Consider the following 22,561-nt stretch of genomic DNA (forward strand, 5'->3'; position numbering starts at 1 on the left):
AACTGCGAAGAATTCTTGTCAGTATTTTCGGCGCGGCGTCGGGGTTTGACGCGCCCGCTAAACTAACCCGCATGGCGAAAAACTCCTCCTTTGTTCACCTTCACAATCACACCGAGTTCTCGATGTTGGACGGCATGGCCAAGGTGGACATGCTCGCCGATGAGGTGGTGCGCCAGGAGATGCCGGCCGTGGGCATGACCGACCACGGCAATATGTATGGCTCTAACGCTTTCTATAAGAGGATGACCAGCGCGGGTGTGAAACCCATCATCGGCATTGAGGCCTACATGGCGCCGGAGTCCCGCTTTAACAAAAAGCGCGTGCTGTGGGGCACTCCTGATCAAAAGCGCGACGACGTCTCCGCATCGGGTGCTTACCTGCACCAAACCATGCTGGCGGAAAACGCGACGGGCCTGAAAAACCTGTTCAAGCTTTCCTCGCTGGCTTCTTATGAGGGCCAATTGGGTAAGTGGCCGCGTATGGATGCCGAGCTCATCGCAGAGCATGCAGAAGGCATCATCGCCACCACCGGCTGCCCGTCTGGCGACGTCCAGACTCGCCTGCGCTTAGGGCAGTTCGACGAGGCGCTGGAGGCTGCGGCGATGTGGCAGGACATCTATGGCAAGGACAACTTCTTCTTGGAGCTCATGGACCACGGGCTCGACATCGAGAAGCGCACGCGTGACGGCCTGTTGGAAATCGGCCGCAAACTGGACTTGCCGCCGCTTGTTACCAATGACTGCCACTACGTGCTGGAAAGCCAGGCGCCCTCGCATGAGGCAATGCTGTGTGTGCAGACCGGCAAGACCTTCATGGACCCGGATCGCTTCAAGTTTGACGGCACCGGTTACTACATCAAATCCGCAGCGCAGATGCGTGAGATCTGGGATGACATGATTCCAGACGGCTGCGATAACACCCTGTGGATCGCCGAACGCGTACAGGACTACGGCGAGATTTGGGAGGAGCATACCCACGACCGCATGCCGATTGCGGACGTGCCGGAAGGTCACACGCCAACTTCCTGGCTGACCCACGAGGTGATGGAGGGCCTGCAGGATCGCTTCCCGGGCAAGGAGGTGCCGGAGGAGTACGTGAAGCGCGCTGAGTATGAAATCAGCGTTATCGATATGAAGGGTTATCCTTCCTACTTCCTCATCGTGGCCGAGCTCATCAAGCATGCGCGATCCGTGGGCATTCGAGTGGGGCCGGGGCGTGGTTCCGCGGCAGGTGCGCTGGTGGCTTACGCGCTTACCATCACGAATATTGACCCAATTGAGCACGACCTCCTCTTCGAGCGATTCCTCAACCCGGAGCGTCCATCCGCACCGGATATTGATATCGACTTCGACGACCGCCGCCGTGGCGAGATGATTCAGTACGCCGCCGATCGTTGGGGCGAGGACAAGGTCGCGCAGGTGATTACCTTCGGCACCGTGAAGACCAAGCAGGCCATCAAGGACTCCGCGAAAGTGCACTTTGGCCAGCCAGGCTTCCAGATGGCTGACCGCATCAACGGCGCGCTGCCGCCTGCCATCATGGCGAAGGACATTCCGCTATCGGGCATCATGGACCCGGAGCACGAGCGCTACTCAGAGGCCACCGAGGTCCGGCAGATGATTGAGACGGACCCGGACGTCAAGAAGATTTATGAGACCGCGCGTGGTCTCGAGGGCGTCGTCCGCCAGGCCGGTGTGCACGCTTGTGCGGTGATTATGGCGTCCGTGCGCCTGATGGACCACATTCCGATGTGGCAAAGGCCTGCCGACGGCGCGTATATTACCGGCTGGGATTACCCGGCATGCGAGGCCATTGGCCTGCTGAAGATGGACTTCCTGGGACTGCGAAACCTCACAGTCATCGGCGATTGCCTAGAAAACATCAAGAAAAACCGCGGCGAGGAAATCCAACTGGAGGAAATCCACGCCGACGACCCTAACGTGTCAAAGGTATACGAGCTGCTTTCCCGCGGCGAGACCCTGGGCGTGTTCCAGCTGGACTCCGGCGGCATGCAGGAGCTGCTTAAGCGCATGAAACCGACGGGCTTTAAAGACATCGTCGCGTCGCTGGCGCTATACCGCCCGGGCCCGATGGGCGTTAACGCACACTGGGACTATGCGGACCGCAAGAACGGCCGCAAGGAAATCACGCCGATTCACCCCGAGCTGGAGGAGCCGCTGCGTGAGATCCTCGATGAGACCTACGGTCTTATCGTCTACCAGGAGCAGATCATGCGTATCTCCCAGAAGGTGGCTAATTACACCGCTGGTGAGGCAGATGGCTTCCGCAAGGCCATGGGTAAGAAGAAGCCGGAAGTCCTGGCCCAGCAGTACGACAAGTTCTGGGGCGGCATGCAGGCAAACGGCTACTCCAAGGACGCCATGGACGCGCTGTGGGGCACGATTGAGCCTTTCGCTTCCTACGCGTTTAACAAGTCCCACGCCGCAGGCTACGGCCTGGTTTCCTTCTGGACCGCTTATCTCAAGGCCTACTACGCGCCGGAGTACATGGCAGCGCTGCTGACCTCGGTGGGCGATAAGAAAGATAAGTCCGCTATCTATCTATCCGATTGCCGGCACCTTGGCATCAAGGTGCTTTCGCCCGACGTCAACGAGTCCGTGGAGAACTTCCAGGCGGTCGGTGAGGATATTCGCTTCGGCATGGGCGCTATCCGTAACGTCGGCTCGGAAGTGGTGGAGTCCATCGTCAAGACCCGCAAGGAAAAGGGCGCATATACCTCTTTTTCGGATTACCTCGACAAGATTGAGCTGACCGCTTGCACCAAGCGCGTGACGGAATCGCTCATCAAGGCCGGCGCCTTCGATTCCATGGAACACCCACGCAAGGGCTTGATGCTCATCCACGAGGATGCAGTCGATGCCGTGCAGACCACGAAGAAGGCAGCGGACAAGGGGCAGTTCGACCTTTTTGCTGGCTTCGGCGGCGATGAGCAATCCGAAGTGGCTTCTGCCTTCGCCATCGATATCCCGGACGACAACTGGGAGCGCAAGCATGAGCTTGCCTTGGAGCGCGAGATGCTGGGTCTTTACGTCTCCGGCCATCCGCTGGACGGTTTCGAGGAAGCACTTGAGTCGCAGACGGATACGCCACTGCCGAAGATTCTCTCCGGCGAGGTTCACAACGGCCAGGAGCTGGTTATCGGCGGCATCATCTCGGGCGTTGACAGGCGCTTTTCCAAGCGTGATGGCTCTCCGTGGGCGATCGTGAATATGGAAGACCACAACGGCGCGCAGGTGGATATTCTGGTCTTCAACCAGGTCTATTCGCTGGTGGCACCGCAGATTGCGGAAGACAACATCATTTTGGCCAAAGTACAGGTCAAGATTCGTGACGAGCGTATGTCCCTGTTCTGCTCCGATATCCGGGTGCCGGATTTGGGGCCAGGTGGGGGAGCGGGCCTGCCGCTGCGCCTTACCATGCGCACGGATCAGTGCACGATGGAAAACATCGCCAAGCTCAAGCAGGTGCTGGTCAACAACAAGGGCGAGTCGGATGTGTACTTAACGCTTGTCGACGGCGCGGAGTCCACCATGATGGTCCTTGGCGAACACCTGCGCGTGGAGCGTTCGGGCAACCTGATGGGTGACTTGAAGGCCACGATGGGTGCCGGAATTCTGGGCTAGACGGCCGCGTGATTTTAATGGGTGAACTTAGCAGGTGAATCTAAAGCGCCAAAAGCCTTAACGCGCGTGGAGCCTTCGGTTAATCTAGACAGCACAGTCTAGAAGTGAAAAATCGGAGGTACACGCACTTATGGTCAACAAGATTCGCACTACCCACGTGGGTTCGCTGCCGCGTACGGAGGAACTGCTGGAGGCTAACCTTCAGCGTTCTGCCGGAGAAATTAGCGACGAAGCCTTTCACGAGATCCTGGAGCGCTCGGTAGACGACGTCGTAAAGCGCCAGGTGGATATGGGCATCGACATCCTCAACGAAGGAGAATACGGCCATATCACCTCAGGTGCCGTGGACTATGGCGCGTGGTGGAATTACTCTTTTACCCGTTTGGGCGGGCTCACGATGACCGATAAGGATCGCTGGGAAATCGGCGATAAGATCCGCTCGGAGCCAGGTAAAATTCGCCTTTCTTCGATGAAGGATCGCCGAGACAGAGCGCTTTTCGCGGAGGCCTATAACGACCCTGACTCGGGCATTTTCACCGGCCGTAAGAAGGTGGCGAACCCAGAGTTCACCGGTCCCGTGACCTACATTGGCCAAGACCAGGTGGATGCGGATGTTTCTTTGCTGAAGCAGGCGATGAGCAAGGCAGGGGCCAGCAACGGCTTCGTGGCGGCATTGTCGCCGGGCTCGGCGGCGCGCCTTCCCAACAAGTTCTATGAGGAAGACATCGACCTGGTTCGTGCTTGCGGTGAGGCCCTGAAGGCGGAGTATAAGGCCATCACCGATGCCGGTCTGACCGTTCAGTTCGATGCCCCTGACCTGGCAGAGGCCTGGGATAGCGTGGTGCCGGAGCCGTCAGTGGCTGACTTCCAGGCTTTCCTGCATGAGCGCATCGCGGTGCTCAACGAGTCTATCAAGGACATCCCGCGCGAGCAGACCCGCTTGCACATCTGCTGGGGATCGTGGCATGGACCGCATGTCACCGACATCCCGTTCGGTGACATCATCGAAGAGATTCTGCAGGCCAAGGTCGGTGGTTTCTCCTTCGAGGGCGCTTCGCCGCGCCATGCCCACGAGTGGCGCGTGTGGCAGGACCACAAGCTGCCGGAGGGAACCGTCATCTACCCGGGCGTGGTTTCGCATTCCACCAATGCGGTGGAACACCCACAGCTCGTGGCTGATCGCATCATCAAGTTCGCGGAGCTCGTTGGCCCGGAAAACGTCGTGGCCTCGACTGACTGCGGCCTTGGCGGGCGTCTGCACTATCAGATTGCGTGGGCAAAGCTACAAGCGCTTGTCGATGGCGCCGAGCTCGCCACGCGCGAACTTTTTAGTCCTTCTGAATAGGTCTTCCGCATACGAAAAGCGGCACGCGCCCTACACCGCGAAAGTGAGGAGCGCGTGCCGCTTCTTTAAGGATTTTAGAACTTGACGCCTGCGTTGCGCAGCATCTGCTTGACCGGCTCGAGGATGGCCGGGTTAGCCTTAGCAACCATTGCGAGAACCTGGACAACCGCAGCGACGCCAGTCAGAGCGATGGAGACCCAAGCGAAGACTTCCTTGGTCTCCTCAGATGGGCGAGCGGACTGTGCCCACTCCGGCATCTTCGACCAAGTTTCCTCGTCCTTGGCCTTAGCGGCGGCGTCCTTTTCTGCAGCAACGCATGGCGGGGTTGCCGGCATGCCGGAGGAACCGTAGCCGTTGACGATACCCAGAGCCAGTTCCTTCGGGCCCATGAAAGAAGAACCCGCGGTGCCGGCCTCAACAGCATCCTTGTGGTCCTGAACAGCCTTATCTACCTGGGCCTGGCATTCAGCGGACAGTTCTGGCGTGGGAGCAGCTGGAGCGGCGTTTGCGGCGACAGGGGTGATGAGAGCGAGACCGGTGGTGCAAGCTGCGACCATGGTGGTGGAAAGACGCATGAGAATTAGTTCTCCTTGGAGTGTGGCGCGGGAGCCAGTGAAGGCAATTAATAACTCATCTACCGTAGCAAGCTCGCGCGAATCAAGAGCCTAAAATTTTACTAGAAGAATTTTTCCAGTTCAGAGCGCAGATGTCCAGGCAGGAAGCCGAGAATCTGGTCACGTAGGCCCGGTGTGAAGGCCACACCGACCACCGCTGCGATCAAAGCGAAGATGCTCAGCGCCGCGCCCACGGAGGAGCCATGCGCGGAGCTTCCGGTCGAGCTCAGGGAAGAACCTTGCGATGAAGCCCCGGAAGAGGCGCGCGCGGGTTCGTCTGCGGAGGCGAGGTCTTCGATGTCGTAGGTAGTGGTCGTGCCGGAGACCTCATTGCCGACGATAAGCATGTAACGCCCGGTTGGCGAGTCCTCCTTGTCTACGAACGCAAAGCCCTCAGGGCCTAGGTCGCCGGCCTGGGAGAATTCATCGGTGCTGAAGTCACGGTTGTTGACGTAGGTGGTGAATTTAGCATTTGCGGGGTCGGTGACGTCGTAGACAAAGATGCCGCCGAGACGCTCAGCGCCGATGAATGCGTAGGTCTTATCGCCCACCTTGCCAACAGCAAGTGCCTCTGGTTCGGGGCCCTTATTGTCAGAGCGATCATCAAACTCCGCAGACTTATTGTCGGCGTTGTGGTTTAAGACGCCTTTGGCATGTAGCTTGGCGCTGATTTCCTCGAACTCGGAGCCAGAATCGAATACAACATTGCCGGTGGCGTCGTAGATAGAAAAGGAACGGCTGCCAAAGCTATAGACCGTATCGAAGCATTCTTTGTCCGCATTCCAGCCGGAAGCCGTGGTGACCTTCAGGTTGCCGGCGACTTTCTTGCTGGCAAGCTCGTCGAGGTTGGCGTCGCCAAGCGCGCCCTCACATACCTTTCCTGCCTTAATGAGGTCCTTCAGCTCGGCCTCCTCGGAGTAGACACCCGTACCGCCATCTTTCTCATCGATGCCCCATTCGCGGGCGTCGCCCTCGTTTGCGGTGGCGAAATAGGTTTGACCGTTGGTTTGGAAAGCGCCGATGGAATCCGGCATCGACAAGCCCTTAACCCCTAGGGTGCGAAGCTCGGCGGCGTCATCTTTGTTGGAGGTATCGAGGGCTACTTGGGAGTGGTCAGTGATGTGGGCAGGCAGAATCTTTTCCACGCTTGCTGATTCGATATCAACGACCGCAATGGCATTTGCTTCCTGCAGGCTCACATAGGCCTTGCCCTCGGCGGAGGTGATGTACTCCGGCTCGAAGTCGATGGAAGGCCTAGCATCGTGTGCCTCCGGGCCAAACACGCGCACGCCTGCGGGAAGCGGGGTGTTATCAAAAGAACGGAAATCAGCGATGCGAGCATCTGCCTGCGTCGGCGCTGCGACATCCTGCGGCAGCGCGATGACGGAGATGGAACCCTCCGGATCGCTTAGGTAGTCATCGCCAGCTGCGTTGAGCTCGTTAGAAGGCTCGCCCTCATTGGCAAGCAGAGCGTAAGCGCCATCGGTAGTGATGTGTACGTTATCCGGCAGTGCTCCGACGGTAATACGCCCCAACTCCTCGCCCGAGTTGACGTCAAAGAAGAGAGCCTCGCCCTGCTCGGTCTTGTCTTGTTGCTGAACGGCTGCGACGGCAAGGCCATCAGGGCGGACGGCGACGGAGTTGATTTCCTTGTCGCCGCCAGCGGAGACGGTAGAAACCTTGCGCGGGTGCGCGGCGTCGGAAGCATCCAGGATATCGACCTCGCCCGATACCGCGTTGACGGTCAGGATGCGCTGGGAAGCGGCGTGGAAGGCCACGATTTCCGCGGCCGATTCGCCATACACCCCGGACTCGTAGGTGCCCAGCGGGGAGAGCTTGATTCCGGCGTCGGCGGCAGATTCTTCTACCGGTTTCGCCACGATGGCGCCATGCGCGGGGCTAACCAGCGAAAAACTGGTCACGAGGGCCGCACAAATTGCGGTAGCGCGCCGGCGGAGAGAAAAACGGGGAGCTTGAGACATAAGTTGTGAATTCCTTGAAGAAAGTAGGAAGAGAGTAGGAAGGAGAGATAATTCGTGCGAGAAAACGCAGCGAAAACCATCGAATACCTTCGCTGGAGAAAGTTATCCGCATGCTAACTTCACCTAACGCTCCAGAAAGTTCTGAGTGAACTTCCTGTAAACCGGTCGATTATTAGATAATTGCATCCCTCGAGGTAGCGGACACGCTAGACTTGGCGCATGACTGAAACTTCCGCTGCTTATTGCCCCATCCATGCCTCCGATATTCAGATGGCACAGGCGAGAATTAGCTCGGAAATTTCTCCCACACCCCTGCACTATTGCCCGCGCCTTTCCCAAGAAATAGGCGCTGAAGTTTATCTCAAGCGCGAAGACCTGCAAGACGTGCGCTCTTATAAAATCCGCGGCGCGCTGTATGGCATCTCAAACCTTTCGGCGGAGCAGCGCCGCCTCGGCATCGTGACAGCTTCGGCCGGAAACCATGCGCAAGGCGTGGCCTATGCTTGCCGTTCGATGGGCATTCGAGGAAAAATCTTCGTCCCAGAACCTACTCCGAAGCAAAAACGCGACCGCATTAAGGTACATGGGGCAGACATGGTGGAGCTGGTGGTCACCGGTTCCACCTTCGATGAGGCCGCCGCAGCCGCGCACGCCGACGCCGCCGAGCACGGCGCCATTTTCATCGAGCCCTTCGACGCGCGTGACACCGTTACGGGGCAAGGCACCGTCGCTGCCGAGGTGCTTGCGCAACTGTCAGCACAGGGAAAGTCCCTGGATACCATGGTGGTTCCCGTCGGCGGCGGAGGGCTGATCTCCGGAATGACCTCTTATCTTGCAGACATGTCCCCGCGCACCCAGGTGGTGGGAATTGAGCCGCAGGGCGCGGCGTCGCTTAGCGCGGCATTCGCGGCAGGCGAGCCGGTGACCTTGGAAAGCGTTGATCCCTTCGTCGACGGCGCTGCAGTTAAACGAGTAGGGGCTTTGCCTTTCCAGATCCTGCAGGCAAATAGGCAACGCGTGCGCTGGGACAGCGTTTCTGAAGGCGCTGTGTGCACCGAGCAGCTGGGGTTGTATCAGAACGAGGGCATCATTGCCGAGCCCGCCGGCGCGCTTTCGGTGGCAGGTCTGCGCGAGCTGGAGTTAGCGCCAGGCAGCGTGGTGGTGTGCGTGATATCCGGCGGTAACAATGACGTCTTGCGCTATGCCGAAATCATGGAGCGCTCGCTGGTGCATCGCGGCTTGAAGCACTACTTCTTGGTTAATTTCCCGCAGGAACCAGGCCAGCTGCGCCATTTCCTACAGGATATTTTGGGCCCGGATGATGACATCACGCTGTTTGAGTACTTGAAGCGAAACAATCGTGAGACTGGGGCTGCCTTGGTGGGACTTGAGCTGGGGCGTGCAGAGGACCTGAACGGACTGCTTGAGCGCATGGAAAGTTCCAAAATTCACGTCCAACAGCTGCATCCGGGCACCGCCGAATATGACTTCCTAGTGGCATAGGTAGACTGACACGCAGTGTTGACCAGCTATGAACGGCCCGTTCCGGGCGAGATTGAAAATGAGTTCGAGATTAAGCGCTCGCGCTTTATCACGCTCGTGGATCGAGTGACCTGTGAGAGTGAGGCGCGTGGGTTTATCGACGCCGCGCGCGAACGCTTCCCTGATGCCCGCCACCATTGCTCGGCGTATATCTACCACGTTGATGAAGCCAACCCAGTGGAGCGCTCCTCAGACGACGGCGAGCCTTCCGGCACAGCCGGAAAACCCATGCTTGACGTGCTGAAAGGCTCGGGAATGCTGGATATCTGTGCCGTCGTCGTGCGCTACTTCGGTGGCGTGAAGTTGGGCGCGGGCGGGCTCGTTCATGCTTATGGCGGTTCGGTCAGCGAGGCGCTCGAATTGGTCGAGCGCAGCACGCGGGCGCTGCGGGAGCTATATACCGCCGAATTCAGCCATGCCCAGGCCGGCCGCGTGGAAGCGGAGCTGCGCAATCGTGGTTATGAGATTACTGATACCGCATATGGTGCGGCGGTGACCTTTACTCTGGCTATCGAGCCCGGCGGCAGGGAAGACTTGGATGCCACGCTCGCCGCACTTTCCCAGGGCGAGGTGGAATCTAGCGAAGCCGGCACCGCCTGGGTGGAGCTTGGCGCCTAGGGGCGAGGGAAAGTCGGCGCTGCGCTAGAATGGCCGCCATGACTATGCAACGACGCCCCAACAATCCGATCGAGCTGAAGAAGCAGCAGGTTCGTAAGTACTCCCGGAACGGAGTAGTTAGCGTGGTCGGCGGCGTTGCTGGTGGCGTGCTGCTTGGGTGGGCCTTGTCTGGTTTCTGGGTCTTTATGACCTTGGGCCTTATCGTCGCCGTGGTTGGCGGTGCCTATAACTGGCGCAAGGTGCAAAAGATCGTCAACGAAAACCACAATTACTAGACCCGAAGGCTTAGATGCCGATCCAACCTGACTCAAAACCCGTCCGTATCGACGCCTGGGTGTGGTCTGTGCGCATGGCAAAGACGCGCTCGGAGGCTGCTGAGGCGGTGAAGGCGGGGCACGTAAAGCTCAACGGCAATGCGGTAAAGCCTGCCCAGCAGGTGGTTCCGGGAGATCGCGTACGTATCTGGCGCAATCACCACGAGCATGACTTGGAAGTCCTAGCCACCGTGGCAAAGCGCGTCGGAGCGCCGGTGGCTCGTGCGTGTTACATCGACCATGCGCCGCCGCCACCGCCGAAGGAGTTCATGCCTTCGGTTCCAGTCCGCGAGCGCGGCGCGGGCAGGCCTACCAAGAAGGAACGCCGCCAGATGGAAAAGTTCCGCGGCGGCTTCCGCTAGTTATTGGCCTCTTTTTTCTCCGTCTTTGAGGAGTGCGCGCGGTAATTCTGCAGCGCTTTGTAGCGGCCATTGAGGCGGCGCTTGCGGTCTTTGCGGTCTCCTGCAAGGGCAGTGGCCTCCACGTGCTGCTTGCCAAATTTATTAAGCAGCAGGTCGTCGATGAGGCGCACCTGGCCGGGGCGGAAGCGGTAGTTGATGGCGTCGTGTACGAAGGCGATGTCACCTGCATTCAGCAGCGACTTCAATTGGCTCATTGTGGTCACACCGTTGAGCTCCAAAATCTCTGCTAGGAAGCGGTAGTGCTCCGAACGCGAGCGCGGGAAGCGCCCGCCCATCAACACAGCCAAGACACCGGGCAGGGTCTCGGCGGAAAGCTCTACGTCTTCGCTGGTATCCGTGGAAGGATCTTTCAGCGCAGCAATCTGATCGAATTGCTGGTCCGCCAGCTCGATAAGCCCGGCGGCCAAGGTAAAGAGGCGGTCAACCTGCGCGGAAGGAGCCGCAGTGCCTTGCTTATAGCGGATATCGTGCTCGAACTCTGCCCACGCATGCTGCAGCGCGGTGCGTATTTGTACCTCAAAGGTCCAGCCTTCGTACTCTGCGAGCTCTTCAATCGCGTTGGTCACGCGCAGCACTAAATGGTGGGAGCCGTAGCCAAAACCGCCGGAAATGCGGGTCTCTGCGGCCTTATCCACCGAGCGCACCACCGCAAAGGAATCGCCCAAGACCTCGAGCGCCTGGGGGATAGCGGTGGAGTGGAAGACCGTAATGCGCACGCCGAGAACGTCGTGGATGTCTTCCCAGGGTCTGGGGTAATAAAGCTCGCCGTTTGCGTGGCGCTTTTTGGCCTTGGCTTTTAGCGATGGCCAGCGCTTGACGCGGGCGGAGGCGCGGTCGAAGATAACGCCGGCGTCGTTAAGCAGGTCCTCGATGGCCTCGTTGAAGTCTGCTTCTGCTCGTGGATGCCGGCGAACCCACTCGTGATACTGGTTGCTCAACCGAGAGATGGCGGACTCCTTCACCCCGCACCGACCTCCTGACTTTTTGCTTAAGCATGCGTTTATTCCCCTAAGCTTCTAGAGGAAATCCGTTAGCCCATAATAGTGGTTCGGGCGCAAGAACCGCACCGCGCAGGCGCCTTTGCTCGTTTAAGCGCCGTGACCAGTGCCGGACGCGCTTTAGCGGCGAGTCATGCAAGGCCACCACCGTGGCGGGATCCGGAACCAGGTAGTACAACGTCTGCCGAGCTGTTGCATGGGTTAAGCGGCGCAGGTGCGAGTCCATGATGCTGAAAGTCTGCGGATGCGCCAACCACGCACTAGCCTCGGCGCCGCGGGCCTGGATTTGAATGCCTTCCTCGCAGCCCGGCAGAATCTCCGCCGCGCAACGGGTGCGAAAGCGCAGTCCTTGGGCAGTAAGAGCGCGCCTTTGCAGGTTCGCTGCCGCCAAGTCCCACGCTTGGCGGGTGCTCAAGCCGAAACCGCTGATAGTGCGATGCGAAACAAAAGCCCGCGGAGCGTGTGCGGAGGTGTCTGCGAACTCGTCGCGCTGAAGGAATAGCACCGAAAGCTGGCGGGAGAGCTGCACTCCAGCGGGAGTATCGCCAAAGCCCTGGTCCGTCAAGGTAGCGCCCGAAAAGTCCTTCCGGCGCGCTAGGGCCGGCAGCAACCCCGCTAGGGCGATGGCCTCGAAATCTAGCGACTCAAACTTTTCCGGCGCAATGGCAGTGGTCATGGCGTGTGTCCTCCCCGCAGAACGAATATTTCACTTTCTGCACTAATTGGACTGCCATTTCCCGCCATCGGTTCCCAACGGAGTAGGAGAGTTTTAAAAAGGCGGCTGCTCGTTGAGCTGGAGTTCTTCCAGCAGCTTCGACGCCGGCCACAATGCGATGTCCTGGCCTTTTTCGATGAGCTCTTCGGCGCGCTTTTCCTTCGAGGTCTTCGTCGCCCACTCGCCGAGGACCAGAATGGTGGTCTTTTTGGTGACGTTCTTGCCAATCTTGCCGCCGCGCTCAGCGATGCCCTTCCAGAGCAGACCTTTATCGAAAGGCTCAAAGTCACCGGTCAGAGTTACGTTTTGGCCAAAGAGCGCGCCTTCCGGATCCGCATCGAGGTTCGGGTCCGGAATGGTATCCGGTGTGGCTACCGACTGCCACGGAGCGGGTCCGCGGCCGGACTTCTTTTCCTTTCCGCCGGCCTTTGCGTCGGTCTTAGTACCCGACTTACGGGTCTTGTCGCGGAAGTCCGTGCCAGCGCCAAGGTCGGCCGCAGAGGTAGGCGCGGTATGCGCGCGCAGTACCGGCAGAATTGCCTCTTTATCCAACTTGCCGAGGCTAAATTCGCGGGAACGGAAGAGCTCACCCACCGAGCCCACGTGTCCAAAGCGCCGCGCAAGGTCCGCGACGATGACGCCGGCTGCGCGGGCGTCGGCAGTTGCCTCGTGGTGTTGGAAGTCATCGGCGCCACAGAATGCAGCCACCGTGGGCAGCTTGTGGTTGACCACATCGATAACGCCGGCAGAAGAGGCATCGCGAGCCAGTGCTAGCGAACATGCCAAGGTGATCTCCGGAATCGAACCGCCAGCCTTCAGCAGGCCCTGGCGCAAAGCGGTGGAATCAAACTGCGCATTGTGCGCGACCAAAACATCGCCGTCCATGAACTCAAAAAGTTCCGCCGCGGCCTCTGCAAAAGGCTGGGCACCCTCGACGTCGGCAGGCTTAATGCCGTGAATCGAGATGTTGATATCGGCGAACTTCTCAAGGCCCGGCGGGGGAGTACACAGCCAAGTGCGGGATTCTGTTTCCTGCCCATCGCGGAAACGCACCGCACCAATCTGGCACACCGAACCCCAATCGTCGTTGGCGGTTTCCACATCAACGGCGGTGAAGTTCAGCCCGCTGACCGAGGTCTCCTCCGCCGGCGCCTCACCGCGCAGTGCAGCCTCGACCGCACGCGCGAAAGCCGCCGCGTCCTGATTGGGGGCAAAGGCAATGCGCTTGCCGACGCCGCCTAATTCCACGTATCCAAAGCCCGCCGCGGTGGGGGCGCAGACGGTGACATCGGTGACGTCGCTTAGCGCAACCTGCTCCTGTTTAGCCTTGCCCAGGCAAGCAGAAAGCAAAGAAGCTTGGAAAATAAGCTCCTTATTCGTGACATCGATGCGGGTGGCGTGGGCGTGAAAAGACACGAACTACCTTTCCGGGAAAATCGGAGGAAAATTTCTTAAGCGTCGAAGACTGGCGGCTCTTCCTGGCGCAAAATCAGCGTCGAGCGCGGTTGAACAGTCATCGTACCCTCTGCATCAATGTAGGTTTCCTCCGCGGGGTAGCCGCCGGAATCTGCCGTATCGACCATAAGCCGCCAGCGCGCGCCCAAGTCCTTGGTAGGCAGGGTGAACTCAATCTCGCCGTGGTGGGCGTTGAAGATCATGATGAAGGAATCATCGGTGATGCGCTCGCCGCGGGCAGTGGTCTCGGTGATTGCGTTGCCGTTGAGGTAGACCATCAACGCGCGGCCAAAGTCATGGTCCCAGTCGTCCTGCGTCATCAGCTTGCCAGAGGGCACCAGCCAGGCGATGTCGCGGTCCTGCACGTCGGAGCCCAGCGGGCCACCGGCCAAGAAACGCTGCCTGCGGAAGACCGGATGCGCGCGGCGGATGGCGAGCACACGCTTGGTAAAGCCCAGCATCGCCTCGGACTTTTCTTCTTCCAGCAGCGACCAATCCATCCAGGAAATCTCGTTGTCCTGGCAATAGACGTTGTTATTTCCGCCCTGCGTGCGCCCGAACTCGTCGCCGTGGCAAAGCATCGGCGTGCCCTGGGAAAGCAACAAGGTGGTCAGGAAGTTGCGCACCTGCCGGCGGCGCAGCTTCTTTATCTCTTCGTCCTCGGTGGGCCCTTCCACGCCGTGGTTCCAGGAGCGGTTGAAGGACTCGCCGTCGCGGGAGTCCTCGCCGTTTTCCTCATTGTGCTTGTCGTTGTAGGTGACGAGGTCCCGCAGCGTGAATCCATCGTGGGCGGTGATGAAGTTGATGGAAGCGGTAGGGCGGCGGCCATTGTTGCCATAAAGATCGGAAGAGCCGGTAAGCCGCGAGGCAAACTCTCCCAAGGTGGCGGGCTCGCCGCGCCAGAAATCGCGCACGGTGTCGCGGTACTTGCCGTTCCACTCGCTCCAAATCGGTGGAAAGTTTCCCACTTGGTAGCCATCATGGCCCACGTCCCAGGGCTCCGCGATGAGCTTTACTTGGCTGACCACGGGGTCTTGTTGCACGAGGTCGAAGAAGGTGGCGAGCTTGTCGACGTCGTCAAGCTCCCGCGCCAGCGTCGCCGCCAGGTCGAAGCGGAAGCCGTCCACATGCATCTCCGTGACCCAGTAGCGCAGCGAATCCATAATCAGCTGCAGCGAGTGCGGATGTCGAACGTTAAGGGAATTACCGGTGCCAGTGTAGTCCATGTAGAGGCTCTTGTCCTCATCAACCAGGCGATAGTAGGCGTGGTTATCGATGCCGCGGAAGGCGATGGTGGGGCCTAGATGGTTGCCCTCCGCGGTGTGGTTATAGACCACGTCGAGGATGACCTCGATGCCTTCCTCATGGAAGGCACGCACCATGGCCTTGAACTCCGCGACGGCCTCGCCGGGCTTTTTGGCATAGGCATAGTCCAGGTGAGGAGCGAAGAAGCCGAAGGTGTTGTAGCCCCAGTAGTTGCGGAGGCCGAGGTTGCGTAGGCGATCATCCTGCAGGAACTGGTGCACCGGCATCAGCTCGACGGCGGTGACGCCGAGCTCCTTGAAATAGTTGATGATCGCTGGATGCGCCATGCCCGCGTACGTGCCTCGCAGCTCCTCAGGCACGTCGGGATGGCGCATAGTCATGCCCTTGACGTGGGCTTCGTAGATGACCGTCTCATTATCAGGGGTGCGGGGGCGGCGGTCGCCGGCCCAATCGAAGAAGGGGTTGATGACCACCGAAAGCATGGTGTGGCCGAGGGAATCTTCAGTGTTGCGGCCGGTGCCTTCCTCTTCGGCGTGGATGTCATAGGAGTAGAGGGAGGCGTCGCCATCGAAATCGCCGTCGAAGGCCCTAGCATACGGATCTACCAGCAGCTTTGAGGGATCGCAGCGCAGGCCATTGGCGGGGTCATAGGGGCCATAGATGCGATAGCCATAGCGCTGGCCCGGGCCAACGTTGGGCAGGTAGGCATGCCAGACGTGGGCTGTTATTTCATTCAGCTCGACGCGCTCTTCTTTTCCTTCGCGGTCGATGAGGCAGAGCTCGATTTTTTCGGCGATTTCAGAAAAGATGGCGAAGTTTGTACCGGAGCCATCGAACGTGGATCCTAGTGGCGCGGGTTTTCCTGGCCAGGCTTGGGTAGGGCAGACAGCGGTTTCAGTCATGCCCTAGAGCATAATTAATTTTCCGTGCCCGCGAGCGGGTTGCGCAGGCCGTTTACGATGATCTCGACGCCGCGGTGGATATCTGGGCGGTGGTCTACGGGGGATTTATCCGCGGCGTCTGCAGAGGCTGTGGCCTTAGCTGACTCTGCCAACTGCTGGCGCGATTGTTCCATCTGGGTAGCGCCCAAGACTAGGTGCGCGATGGCTAGCGACGCCGCCTGAACCTCGGCTTCCAAGGCGCAGTGGCCTTCGACTGACTTAAATGAGGCGGCGATCTTTTCGGTGAGTACTTCCCAAGTCCCGGAATCAGGGTAGGCGAGGCCCGCGCTGGCAACCTCTGCGCCATCGCGCCAGCTGAGTAGGGCAGAGTGCAGGCTCTTTGCGACGTTTAGCGGGCTCGTGCCGGAAACAGGCGCCAGGATTTTCTCGGCCATGGCGGCGATGAGCGCTTGCTTGTTGGCGACGTGCCAGTACAGCGCGCCGGGCGCTACGCCGAGTGCGGTGGAGACTCTGCGCATCGTAACGTCCGCGAGCCCGTAGGAATTTAAGAGCTCGAGGGCAGTCGAAAGAATACGGTCTCGGTCTAATTGCACGCTGTTATCTTACCCGTCCGGCTGTCGGTGCATCCGTGCGGCACGGCAGGTGTATAAGGCCTGTGCGCCGAATAGTGGTGACTGGCTTAACATTTGCCAGTAAATGTGTAAGAAAAGGCCTAAGTTCACAGGCTTCTTTGAGGGATCCGACATGTATTCCGCACCTTCGACTTGTTAGGATGAGGCGGAAAGAAAACTGGCTCAGGCTGTTTCGCTCGCGCTGAATCGGCGACCATTCGGAACCGATTTACAGCGACCTACATTTAGCCTTGACGCCAGCCATCGTAAATATTTCAGGAGCCTAACCCTTGTCTTTTCTAACCCCTGCGAAGAAGTCCCTCGTTGCTGTAGCCATGGTTCTGCCGATGACCCTCGTTGCCTGCGGTAACGACGAAGAAGCCAACAACGCTCAGGGTGGCGACAAGACCACCGCCACGAAGACCACGCAGGCTTCCAAGGATGCGGACAAGTCTGCTGCTCCGAGCAAGGAAAAGAAGTCCGAGGACAAGGACGCAAACAAGGATAAGAAGGACGGCAAGGACGCAGAGAAGAAGGGAGGCGCAGACAAGGACTCCAACGCAGCCGCTGCGGAGGAGACCCTGGCTAACCCATTCGAGGGTGGCGCCAACCCGCTTGAGAACGCCGCGCCGGTCGCTCCGGTTGAGGGCGCTCCGGCAGAGCAGGGAGATGTCGACGGCATCAATCAGCTGGTCCGTGGCCTCTACGAGACCAAGACCATGCGCCAGTTCTTCAAGTACATGCCGGATCACACCTGCTCCGCAGTGCTGAACGCGCAGGGCTCTGAGGTTGCCAACATGGACTACAACCAGATCCCGGATGTTCCGATGAACGAGCTGAAGAACATGCTCGCAGCTTCCGGCCAGGACACCTCCCAGCTGGATGGCTTCGACTGGAACGCAATTGGCGTTGAGTCCATCAACGACGTTGTTGTCAACGGTGACGATGCTTCCGCAACCGTCAACGTCAACACCAACGAAGGTCTGGATAGCTCCACCATGCGTTTCCGCCGCGAGAACGGCAACTGGACCTTCTGTGGCGAGGTCTAAACTCTCCGCGGAGAAAATAGCGTCAAACAAGGCGCTGTAATTTATAAGGAGGGAGTGCTTTGGCACTTCCTCCTTTTCGTTTTAGTTCTTTCGAGTCAGGCCTTATAAAGAAATGGTGTCCAAGTCCAAGTTTCGTATTCCTCGCTCCATCGGGTTCGGTGCGGGGCTGCTTGCCCTAGTCCTTGTTGTCTATTCGGTAGTGGGGGCGGTGTGGGGGATGTGGCGCCCGACTCTTACCGGCCGTGAAGTAGAAGACGGCGGCTATGCCATCGAAAATGTTGCTGACGTGCAATTTTCTTCCTTCATTGTATTCGCTGTCCTGGTGGGTTTCTTGGGGCTTTGCTTCGGGCTGTTTTCTTATATGCGCGGCGCGGCGTTCCGCGGCGTCGGGCAATTGCTGTGGTGTGGGGTGGCCTGCCTGGCAGGTGCGGCGGCTTTCTATGTGGTTGGCGGGGTAACGGCGCATTCCGCGCCGGCGGATCCGGGGCAGGTGGTCCAGTTTGTGCCAAAGTTTGCCCCGGGGATCGCGTGGGTGGTTTCGCCGTTTATGGCGATGTTTGCTTATTGGTCGGCGGCCTTCGTGGATGTGCCGGGCGTAGATTAGAGGCCGAGGATGCGGGGCTCGGGGGTATACATTATGTGTAATTTGCTGGACGTGTGGCGGGAATCATGCTGTGGAGTAAACCAGCATTGTTCCAGCTATGCGGGTCGATTTTGTCCAAAAGCTAAATAAGCACGGAAAAACCATTGGTATTTCGGGGTGGGTGCGACACAATGAAAAATAAGTCACACTAGTGAAAAGTTGTATCTCTCACCACCGAGGAATTTTCCCATGGACTATGTATTGGCTCTGGGTGAAAACCCAGACTTTCCTATCTGGTTGCGGGCCTCGCACCTCATCAACTTCGTACTCATCGGTATGCTGCTGCGCTCCGGCATCGAAATGCTCTCTTCCTTGCCGCGTCTGTGGTGGCGCAGTGATTGCGCGCCTGGCACCGAGTGGATCAAATTTACAAAGCGTGAGCTGCCCAAAGAGGAGGGCGTTTACACCTCCCTTATGGATGAGCTTTCGGTCTCGCCGATGCTTTCCCTGCCCGGCCGCGAGAACATCGGATTGGGCCGCCACTGGCACGGCGCCGCGGTGATGCTGTGGGTGCTCAATGGCTTTGTCTACGTTACCCTGCTCTTTGCCACCGGCCTGTGGCGCCGGCTGATTCCGACCTCCTGGGATATAGTCCCTGAGGCCTGGGAATCGGCCAAGGTCTACTTGAGCCTGCAGGCACCCTCGCTGGAGCACTTCACGCCATACGACGCCCTCCAGCAGCTCGCGTACTCCTTCGTCATTTTCATCCTGGCGCCGTTTATGATGCTCACCGGCGTAGCCATGGCCCCGGCCGTGCGAGTGAAGTTCCCTCGCTACGTGAAGTTCTGGGGTGGCCACCAAGGTGCTCGCTCCCTGCACTTCATTGGAATGGTGCTGATGAGCGCGTTTATTGTTGTGCACGTCTTCCTCGTGTTCTTCGTTCACCGCGAGCACAACATGGTCCACATGGTCTTCGGCGACGTGAGCGTGGAGCGCTACGCGCAGGCCTTTACCACCGTGGTCTTTACCATCGTGGTGGTCATTTTGTTCTGGATCTTCTTGTCCTACTGGTCCCTGGCGGATCGCGCCCGTGCCCAGCGCATCGTGGTGAAGTTTACCGAGCTCGGCCGCAAGCTCTTCCTGAACTGGTTGAAGGTTTCGCCTTCTACCCAGCAGGCTTATACCGATAAGGACATTTCCAAGTTTCACTGGACTAACGGCCTGCCGCCGACGCCCGATGAGTCGCCGGAGTGGACCAAGTTCCGCGAGAATGACTGGAAGGGCTACGAAATCACGCTGGCTGATGACATTAATGGCGTAGAGAAGGTCGTCACCATCGAGCAGCTACGTGAGTTGCCGCAGCAGTCCTACGTGGCAACGCATACTTGCATGCAGGGTTGGTCGGCGACCTCCCGCTGGGCTGGGCCTTCCATCGAGGACGTGCTAAGCCTGTTGGGACCACGCCCAGAAGGCGCCAACTACGTCATGGTCGAGTCCTATGGCCTAGCGCAGAAGATGTACGACAACCGCCCGCGCGAGCCCTTCTATGCCTGCTTTAGCATTGACGACGCCCTGGATGCACAGTCTGTCATCGCCCTGTCCCGCAACGGCCATGAAGTCGACATCCATCTCGGTGCCCCGGCGCGCTGCCGCGTGGAATCCAACCACGGCTACAAGGCCGTGAAGTGGGTTTCCAAGGTTAGCTGGATCGCTGATTACGCAGGCTACGGCGACGGCCGCGGCGGTACCCGCGAGGATTCTGCGCTGCAGGCGTTCAACGGCCGTATCTAAGTTCGGGAATCTAACGGCAAAAGTCGTACAATTTGACTCATGTCGATTATTGTTTCCACTCACTACCACGTCAGCGGCGTAAAGAATGACAACGATGTCCGCAAAGCGCTGCAGGCACTCTATGACATCTTCGCTTCCGGTGGCCTGGGCCAGGCCACCTTCGAAATTACGGACCATGAGTATGCCCGCCTTGTGGTCAAGCACAAGGACGATGTGATCCCCTCCGTCCCGGCGATGAACGAGGCCCTGGCTAAGGCTGGCAACTACGAAATCGTCCAGTAGTTTGAGCCTTTAAGGCCTGTTAAGGCCACTGGACCGGTGAGGCGCCAACCGCCTCTCGGGCAATATCGTCGATGCCGTGCAGGATGTGCTTCATGCCGCGGCCCAGGCTGGTCAATAGCTGGGCGTCGGTAAGCCCGCCGCCTGCCATGACCGCGTAATCCAAGCGCACCTGCAGGCCGTCGACGTTCGAGTGACAAAACGCCGCCGCCGAATGATGCGTGCGGTTCCAGTCGTTGCACGTTAAAAATATGCGGGTGAAATCCTCGCCCCTTAAGTTCGGGTCCCAGTGGCCCTTGATGATTAGGCTCGGGCCCACATCGAGCACGAATGCAAATAAAACATCGTTTATCCAGGCATAAACGGATTGCTCGGCGTCCGTCTGGAAGCGATTGATGCCTAGCCTGCGCAGGATATCCTCCACCCGTGCGATGTCCACGGGCAGCACCTCCGCGGCTGAGCCTTCCGACGCCGGCGAATCCTCCGCTGGGGATGGCTGGCTGCGGAGGGAAGGGAAGGCGTCGGCAAGCGCGTTCAAAAACAACCTCGCATTGCGCAAAGCCGGCACCAGCGCTGCCTCCAACTGGGAATCCTGCGGCTCGTCCTGAACCACCAAGAATGTATGCCCCCACAGCGTGACCGCAGTGGGGTCGGCATAATCCACCACCACGCGCGGCGAGATGCAGTCGTGGTTCCAGTCGTTGGCGAATTCGCCGAGCGCTGCTATATCTTCGAAGCCCAAGTGGCCTTGGTGGGTGGTATAAAAATGCAACACCGGCTCGCCCGCAGCGTCGAGGCTCACGCGGGTTTCACCCGCTGTGGAATGTGGAAAAATCACTAGCTCATCAGTGGCTTTAATGGAATGAATGCCCAAGCGGGAAGCGATCTCGCACATGCGAGCCAAGAGCTTCGTGCTCGTGGCGGACTCACAGCTGGCATCTGAATCGAATTCATCCATGCGCTGGGCCCTGCCTTCCATGATTTGCTTAAGCGATAGTGCAATAAGGGGAGAGAAGCTGTGGCCCAATTCTATTACCAAAACTCGCCCTACCGCTGGGGAATCGGCGTTAGTATATTGGTCTAGCTATAGAAAGGGCTCGGACTATGTTGCACACCATCGATCTGCGCGGAAAGATTTTAAGCCCCGCCCGCCTGCGCCGAGTCATGCCACGCGGCGGCGCTGACGTTGCGGCTTATCTGGACAAGGTAGCACCCATGGTGCATGCGGTGCGGGAAAAGGGCGCGGCTGCGGCATTGGACTATGGCGAGCAATTCGATCGTGTACGCCCGGCCGCCGTGCGCGTTTCCCAAGCCGCGCTCGCTGCAGCCGCCGCCGGGCTGGAGCCTCAGGTCCGTGCCGCTATCGAGGAATCCATCAAGCGCGTGCGCAAGGTGCACGCGGAGCAGAAGCCAGCCGCGCACACCACGACGCTTGGCCCGGGAGCCACGGTGACGGAAGTCTTCCAGCCGATAGAGCGCGTGGGCCTTTATGTTCCAGGCGGCAAGGCGGTCTATCCTTCCTCGGTCATCATGAATGCCGTTCCCGCGCAGGAGGCGGGTGCTTCCAGCCTGGTGGTGGCCTCGCCGCCGCAGGAGCAGTTCGCTGGTATGCCGCATCCGACAGTGCTGGCGACCTGCCACATGCTGGGCGTCGACGAGGTATGGGCCGTCGGCGGGGGACAGGCCGTAGCTTTGCTGGCCTACGGCGACGAGGAACCGGTGACGGGCGAGGCCTCCCTCGAGCCGGTGGATATTATTACTGGCCCTGGCAATATCTTCGTCACCGCAGCCAAGCGCCTGGTACGCGGCGTGGTGGGCACCGATGCGGAGGCAGGGCCCACAGAGATTGCCATCCTCGCGGATTCCACGGCAAACCCGGTTTATATTGCCTACGATCTAATCTCCCAGGCAGAACACGATCCGCTGGCGGCGAGCGTGCTCATCACTGACTCGCCGGAGCTTGCCGCGCTAGTCGACGCCGAGGTTTCCGCGCGCTACCTCGTCACCCGCAACGCCGAGCGGGTGCGCGAGGCGCTGGAAGGCCAACAGTCGGGAATCATCCTGGTCGATGACCTAGAGGCCGGAATCGCGGTTGCCAACGCCTATGCCGCCGAGCACCTGGAAATCCACACCAATGATGCCCGCGCTGTGGCCGAACGCATTAAGCATGCTGGCGCGATTTTCGTCGGGGAGTACGCACCGGTGCCGCTGGGGGATTATTCCGCAGGCTCCAACCACGTCCTGCCAACTTCTGGAACCGCCCGCTTTAGTGCCGGGTTATCCACCCATACTTTCCTGCGCCCAGTCAACCTCATCGAGTATGACCGAGCGGCGCTGGCAGAGATCTCTGACAACGTCATCGCCTTCGCCGCCGCCGAACAGTTGCCAGCCCATGGCGAATCCATCGCCGCCCGTTTTCAAGGAATATAGC

Annotated in this window: 19 protein-coding genes; 11 read left to right on the forward strand and 8 right to left on the reverse strand. The window is 59.3% G+C overall.

Annotated elements, in window-relative coordinates; all coding sequences use genetic code 11:
• Window positions 1-71 precede the first annotated feature (71 nt).
• The gene (gene dnaE, locus WM42_RS11190; RefSeq protein WP_062038274.1) at window positions 72-3,644 is read left to right on the forward strand and encodes a DNA polymerase III subunit alpha; all 3,573 of its coding nucleotides are present in this window, start codon (window positions 72-74) and stop codon (window positions 3,642-3,644) included.
• Between the two features lie 130 nt (window positions 3,645-3,774).
• Complete coding sequence (locus WM42_RS11195; RefSeq protein WP_062038277.1) at window positions 3,775-4,989, forward strand: cobalamin-independent methionine synthase II family protein; 1,215 nt, start codon at window positions 3,775-3,777, stop codon at window positions 4,987-4,989.
• A gap of 74 nt (window positions 4,990-5,063) precedes the next feature.
• Here the strand turns inward: WM42_RS11195 and WM42_RS11200 are convergent, their stop codons facing one another.
• Complete coding sequence (locus WM42_RS11200) at window positions 5,064-5,564, reverse strand: hypothetical protein (protein ID WP_062038280.1); 501 nt, start codon at window positions 5,562-5,564, stop codon at window positions 5,064-5,066.
• A gap of 101 nt (window positions 5,565-5,665) precedes the next feature.
• A complete protein-coding gene (locus WM42_RS11205; RefSeq protein ID WP_062038283.1) occupies window positions 5,666-7,585 on the reverse strand; it encodes a choice-of-anchor I family protein in 1,920 nt (639 codons plus the stop codon).
• A 219-nt stretch (window positions 7,586-7,804) separates the two neighbouring features.
• On the opposite strand from WM42_RS11205, the gene ilvA reads away from it, so the two are divergent.
• Genes ilvA through WM42_RS11225 form a run of 4 tightly spaced genes read left to right on the forward strand, consistent with a single transcriptional unit; the run spans window position 7,805 to window position 10,421 of the window.
• Window positions 7,805-9,088, forward strand: a complete 1,284-nt coding sequence (ilvA, locus tag WM42_RS11210) for a threonine ammonia-lyase IlvA (RefSeq protein WP_062038286.1) — start codon at window positions 7,805-7,807, stop codon at window positions 9,086-9,088.
• A 15-nt stretch (window positions 9,089-9,103) separates the two neighbouring features.
• A complete protein-coding gene (locus WM42_RS11215; RefSeq protein WP_062038289.1) occupies window positions 9,104-9,745 on the forward strand; it encodes a YigZ family protein in 642 nt (213 codons plus the stop codon).
• A gap of 38 nt (window positions 9,746-9,783) precedes the next feature.
• On the forward strand, window positions 9,784-10,020 hold the full coding sequence (locus WM42_RS11220) for a hypothetical protein (RefSeq protein WP_061923691.1): 237 nt from the start codon (window positions 9,784-9,786) through the stop codon (window positions 10,018-10,020).
• Between the two features lie 14 nt (window positions 10,021-10,034).
• Window positions 10,035-10,421 (forward strand): RNA-binding S4 domain-containing protein, encoded by a 387-nt coding sequence (locus WM42_RS11225; RefSeq protein ID WP_061923398.1) that lies wholly within the window; start codon window positions 10,035-10,037, stop codon window positions 10,419-10,421.
• On the opposite strand, the gene WM42_RS11230 is transcribed toward WM42_RS11225, so the two are convergent.
• From WM42_RS11230 to WM42_RS11250, 5 genes are all read right to left on the reverse strand, one after another.
• Complete coding sequence (locus WM42_RS11230) at window positions 10,418-11,443, reverse strand: GTP pyrophosphokinase (RefSeq protein WP_061923395.1); 1,026 nt, start codon at window positions 11,441-11,443, stop codon at window positions 10,418-10,420. The two genes, WM42_RS11225 and WM42_RS11230, sit on opposite strands and share 4 nt — an antisense overlap.
• Window positions 11,444-11,489: 46 nt before the next feature.
• Entirely contained in the window at window positions 11,490-12,155 is a 666-nt protein-coding gene (locus tag WM42_RS11235; protein WP_061923393.1) for a hypothetical protein, read from the reverse strand.
• A gap of 93 nt (window positions 12,156-12,248) precedes the next feature.
• Window positions 12,249-13,610: a 3'-5' exonuclease gene (locus WM42_RS11240; protein WP_062038292.1), complete on the reverse strand. Its 1,362-nt coding sequence runs from the start codon at window positions 13,608-13,610 to the stop codon at window positions 12,249-12,251.
• A gap of 35 nt (window positions 13,611-13,645) precedes the next feature.
• Window positions 13,646-15,817, reverse strand: a complete 2,172-nt coding sequence (glgX, locus tag WM42_RS11245) for a glycogen debranching protein GlgX (protein WP_062038295.1) — start codon at window positions 15,815-15,817, stop codon at window positions 13,646-13,648.
• Between the two features lie 14 nt (window positions 15,818-15,831).
• Complete coding sequence (locus tag WM42_RS11250; protein ID WP_061923383.1) at window positions 15,832-16,410, reverse strand: TetR family transcriptional regulator; 579 nt, start codon at window positions 16,408-16,410, stop codon at window positions 15,832-15,834.
• A 308-nt stretch (window positions 16,411-16,718) separates the two neighbouring features.
• On the opposite strand from WM42_RS11250, the gene WM42_RS11255 reads away from it, so the two are divergent.
• The 4 genes from WM42_RS11255 (at window position 16,719) to WM42_RS11270 (ending at window position 20,133) form a co-directional block, all read left to right on the forward strand.
• Window positions 16,719-17,477, forward strand: coding sequence for a hypothetical protein (locus tag WM42_RS11255; RefSeq protein WP_061923380.1), 759 nt, complete (start codon window positions 16,719-16,721; stop codon window positions 17,475-17,477).
• Window positions 17,478-17,589: 112 nt separating this feature from the next.
• Window positions 17,590-18,081 carry a hypothetical protein gene (locus tag WM42_RS11260; protein ID WP_061923377.1) on the forward strand — a complete coding sequence of 164 codons (492 nt, stop codon included), beginning with the start codon at window positions 17,590-17,592 and terminating at the stop codon, window positions 18,079-18,081.
• A gap of 228 nt (window positions 18,082-18,309) precedes the next feature.
• Window positions 18,310-19,851 carry a molybdopterin-dependent oxidoreductase gene (locus tag WM42_RS11265; RefSeq protein WP_061923374.1) on the forward strand — a complete coding sequence of 514 codons (1,542 nt, stop codon included), beginning with the start codon at window positions 18,310-18,312 and terminating at the stop codon, window positions 19,849-19,851.
• 39 nt (window positions 19,852-19,890) lie between these two features.
• Window positions 19,891-20,133 (forward strand): hypothetical protein, encoded by a 243-nt coding sequence (locus tag WM42_RS11270; protein WP_061923371.1) that lies wholly within the window; start codon window positions 19,891-19,893, stop codon window positions 20,131-20,133.
• A 19-nt stretch (window positions 20,134-20,152) separates the two neighbouring features.
• Here the strand turns inward: WM42_RS11270 and WM42_RS11275 are convergent, their stop codons facing one another.
• Entirely contained in the window at window positions 20,153-21,088 is a 936-nt protein-coding gene (locus WM42_RS11275; RefSeq protein ID WP_062038298.1) for a YbjN domain-containing protein, read from the reverse strand.
• A 146-nt stretch (window positions 21,089-21,234) separates the two neighbouring features.
• Between WM42_RS11275 and hisD the strand changes: the two genes are divergently transcribed.
• Entirely contained in the window at window positions 21,235-22,560 is a 1,326-nt protein-coding gene (hisD, locus tag WM42_RS11280) for a histidinol dehydrogenase (protein WP_062038301.1), read from the forward strand.
• The last annotated feature ends 1 nt before the right edge of the window (window position 22,561 follow it).

This window comes from Corynebacterium simulans (genome assembly GCF_001586215.1).
Classification (GTDB): domain Bacteria; phylum Actinomycetota; class Actinomycetes; order Mycobacteriales; family Mycobacteriaceae; genus Corynebacterium; species Corynebacterium simulans.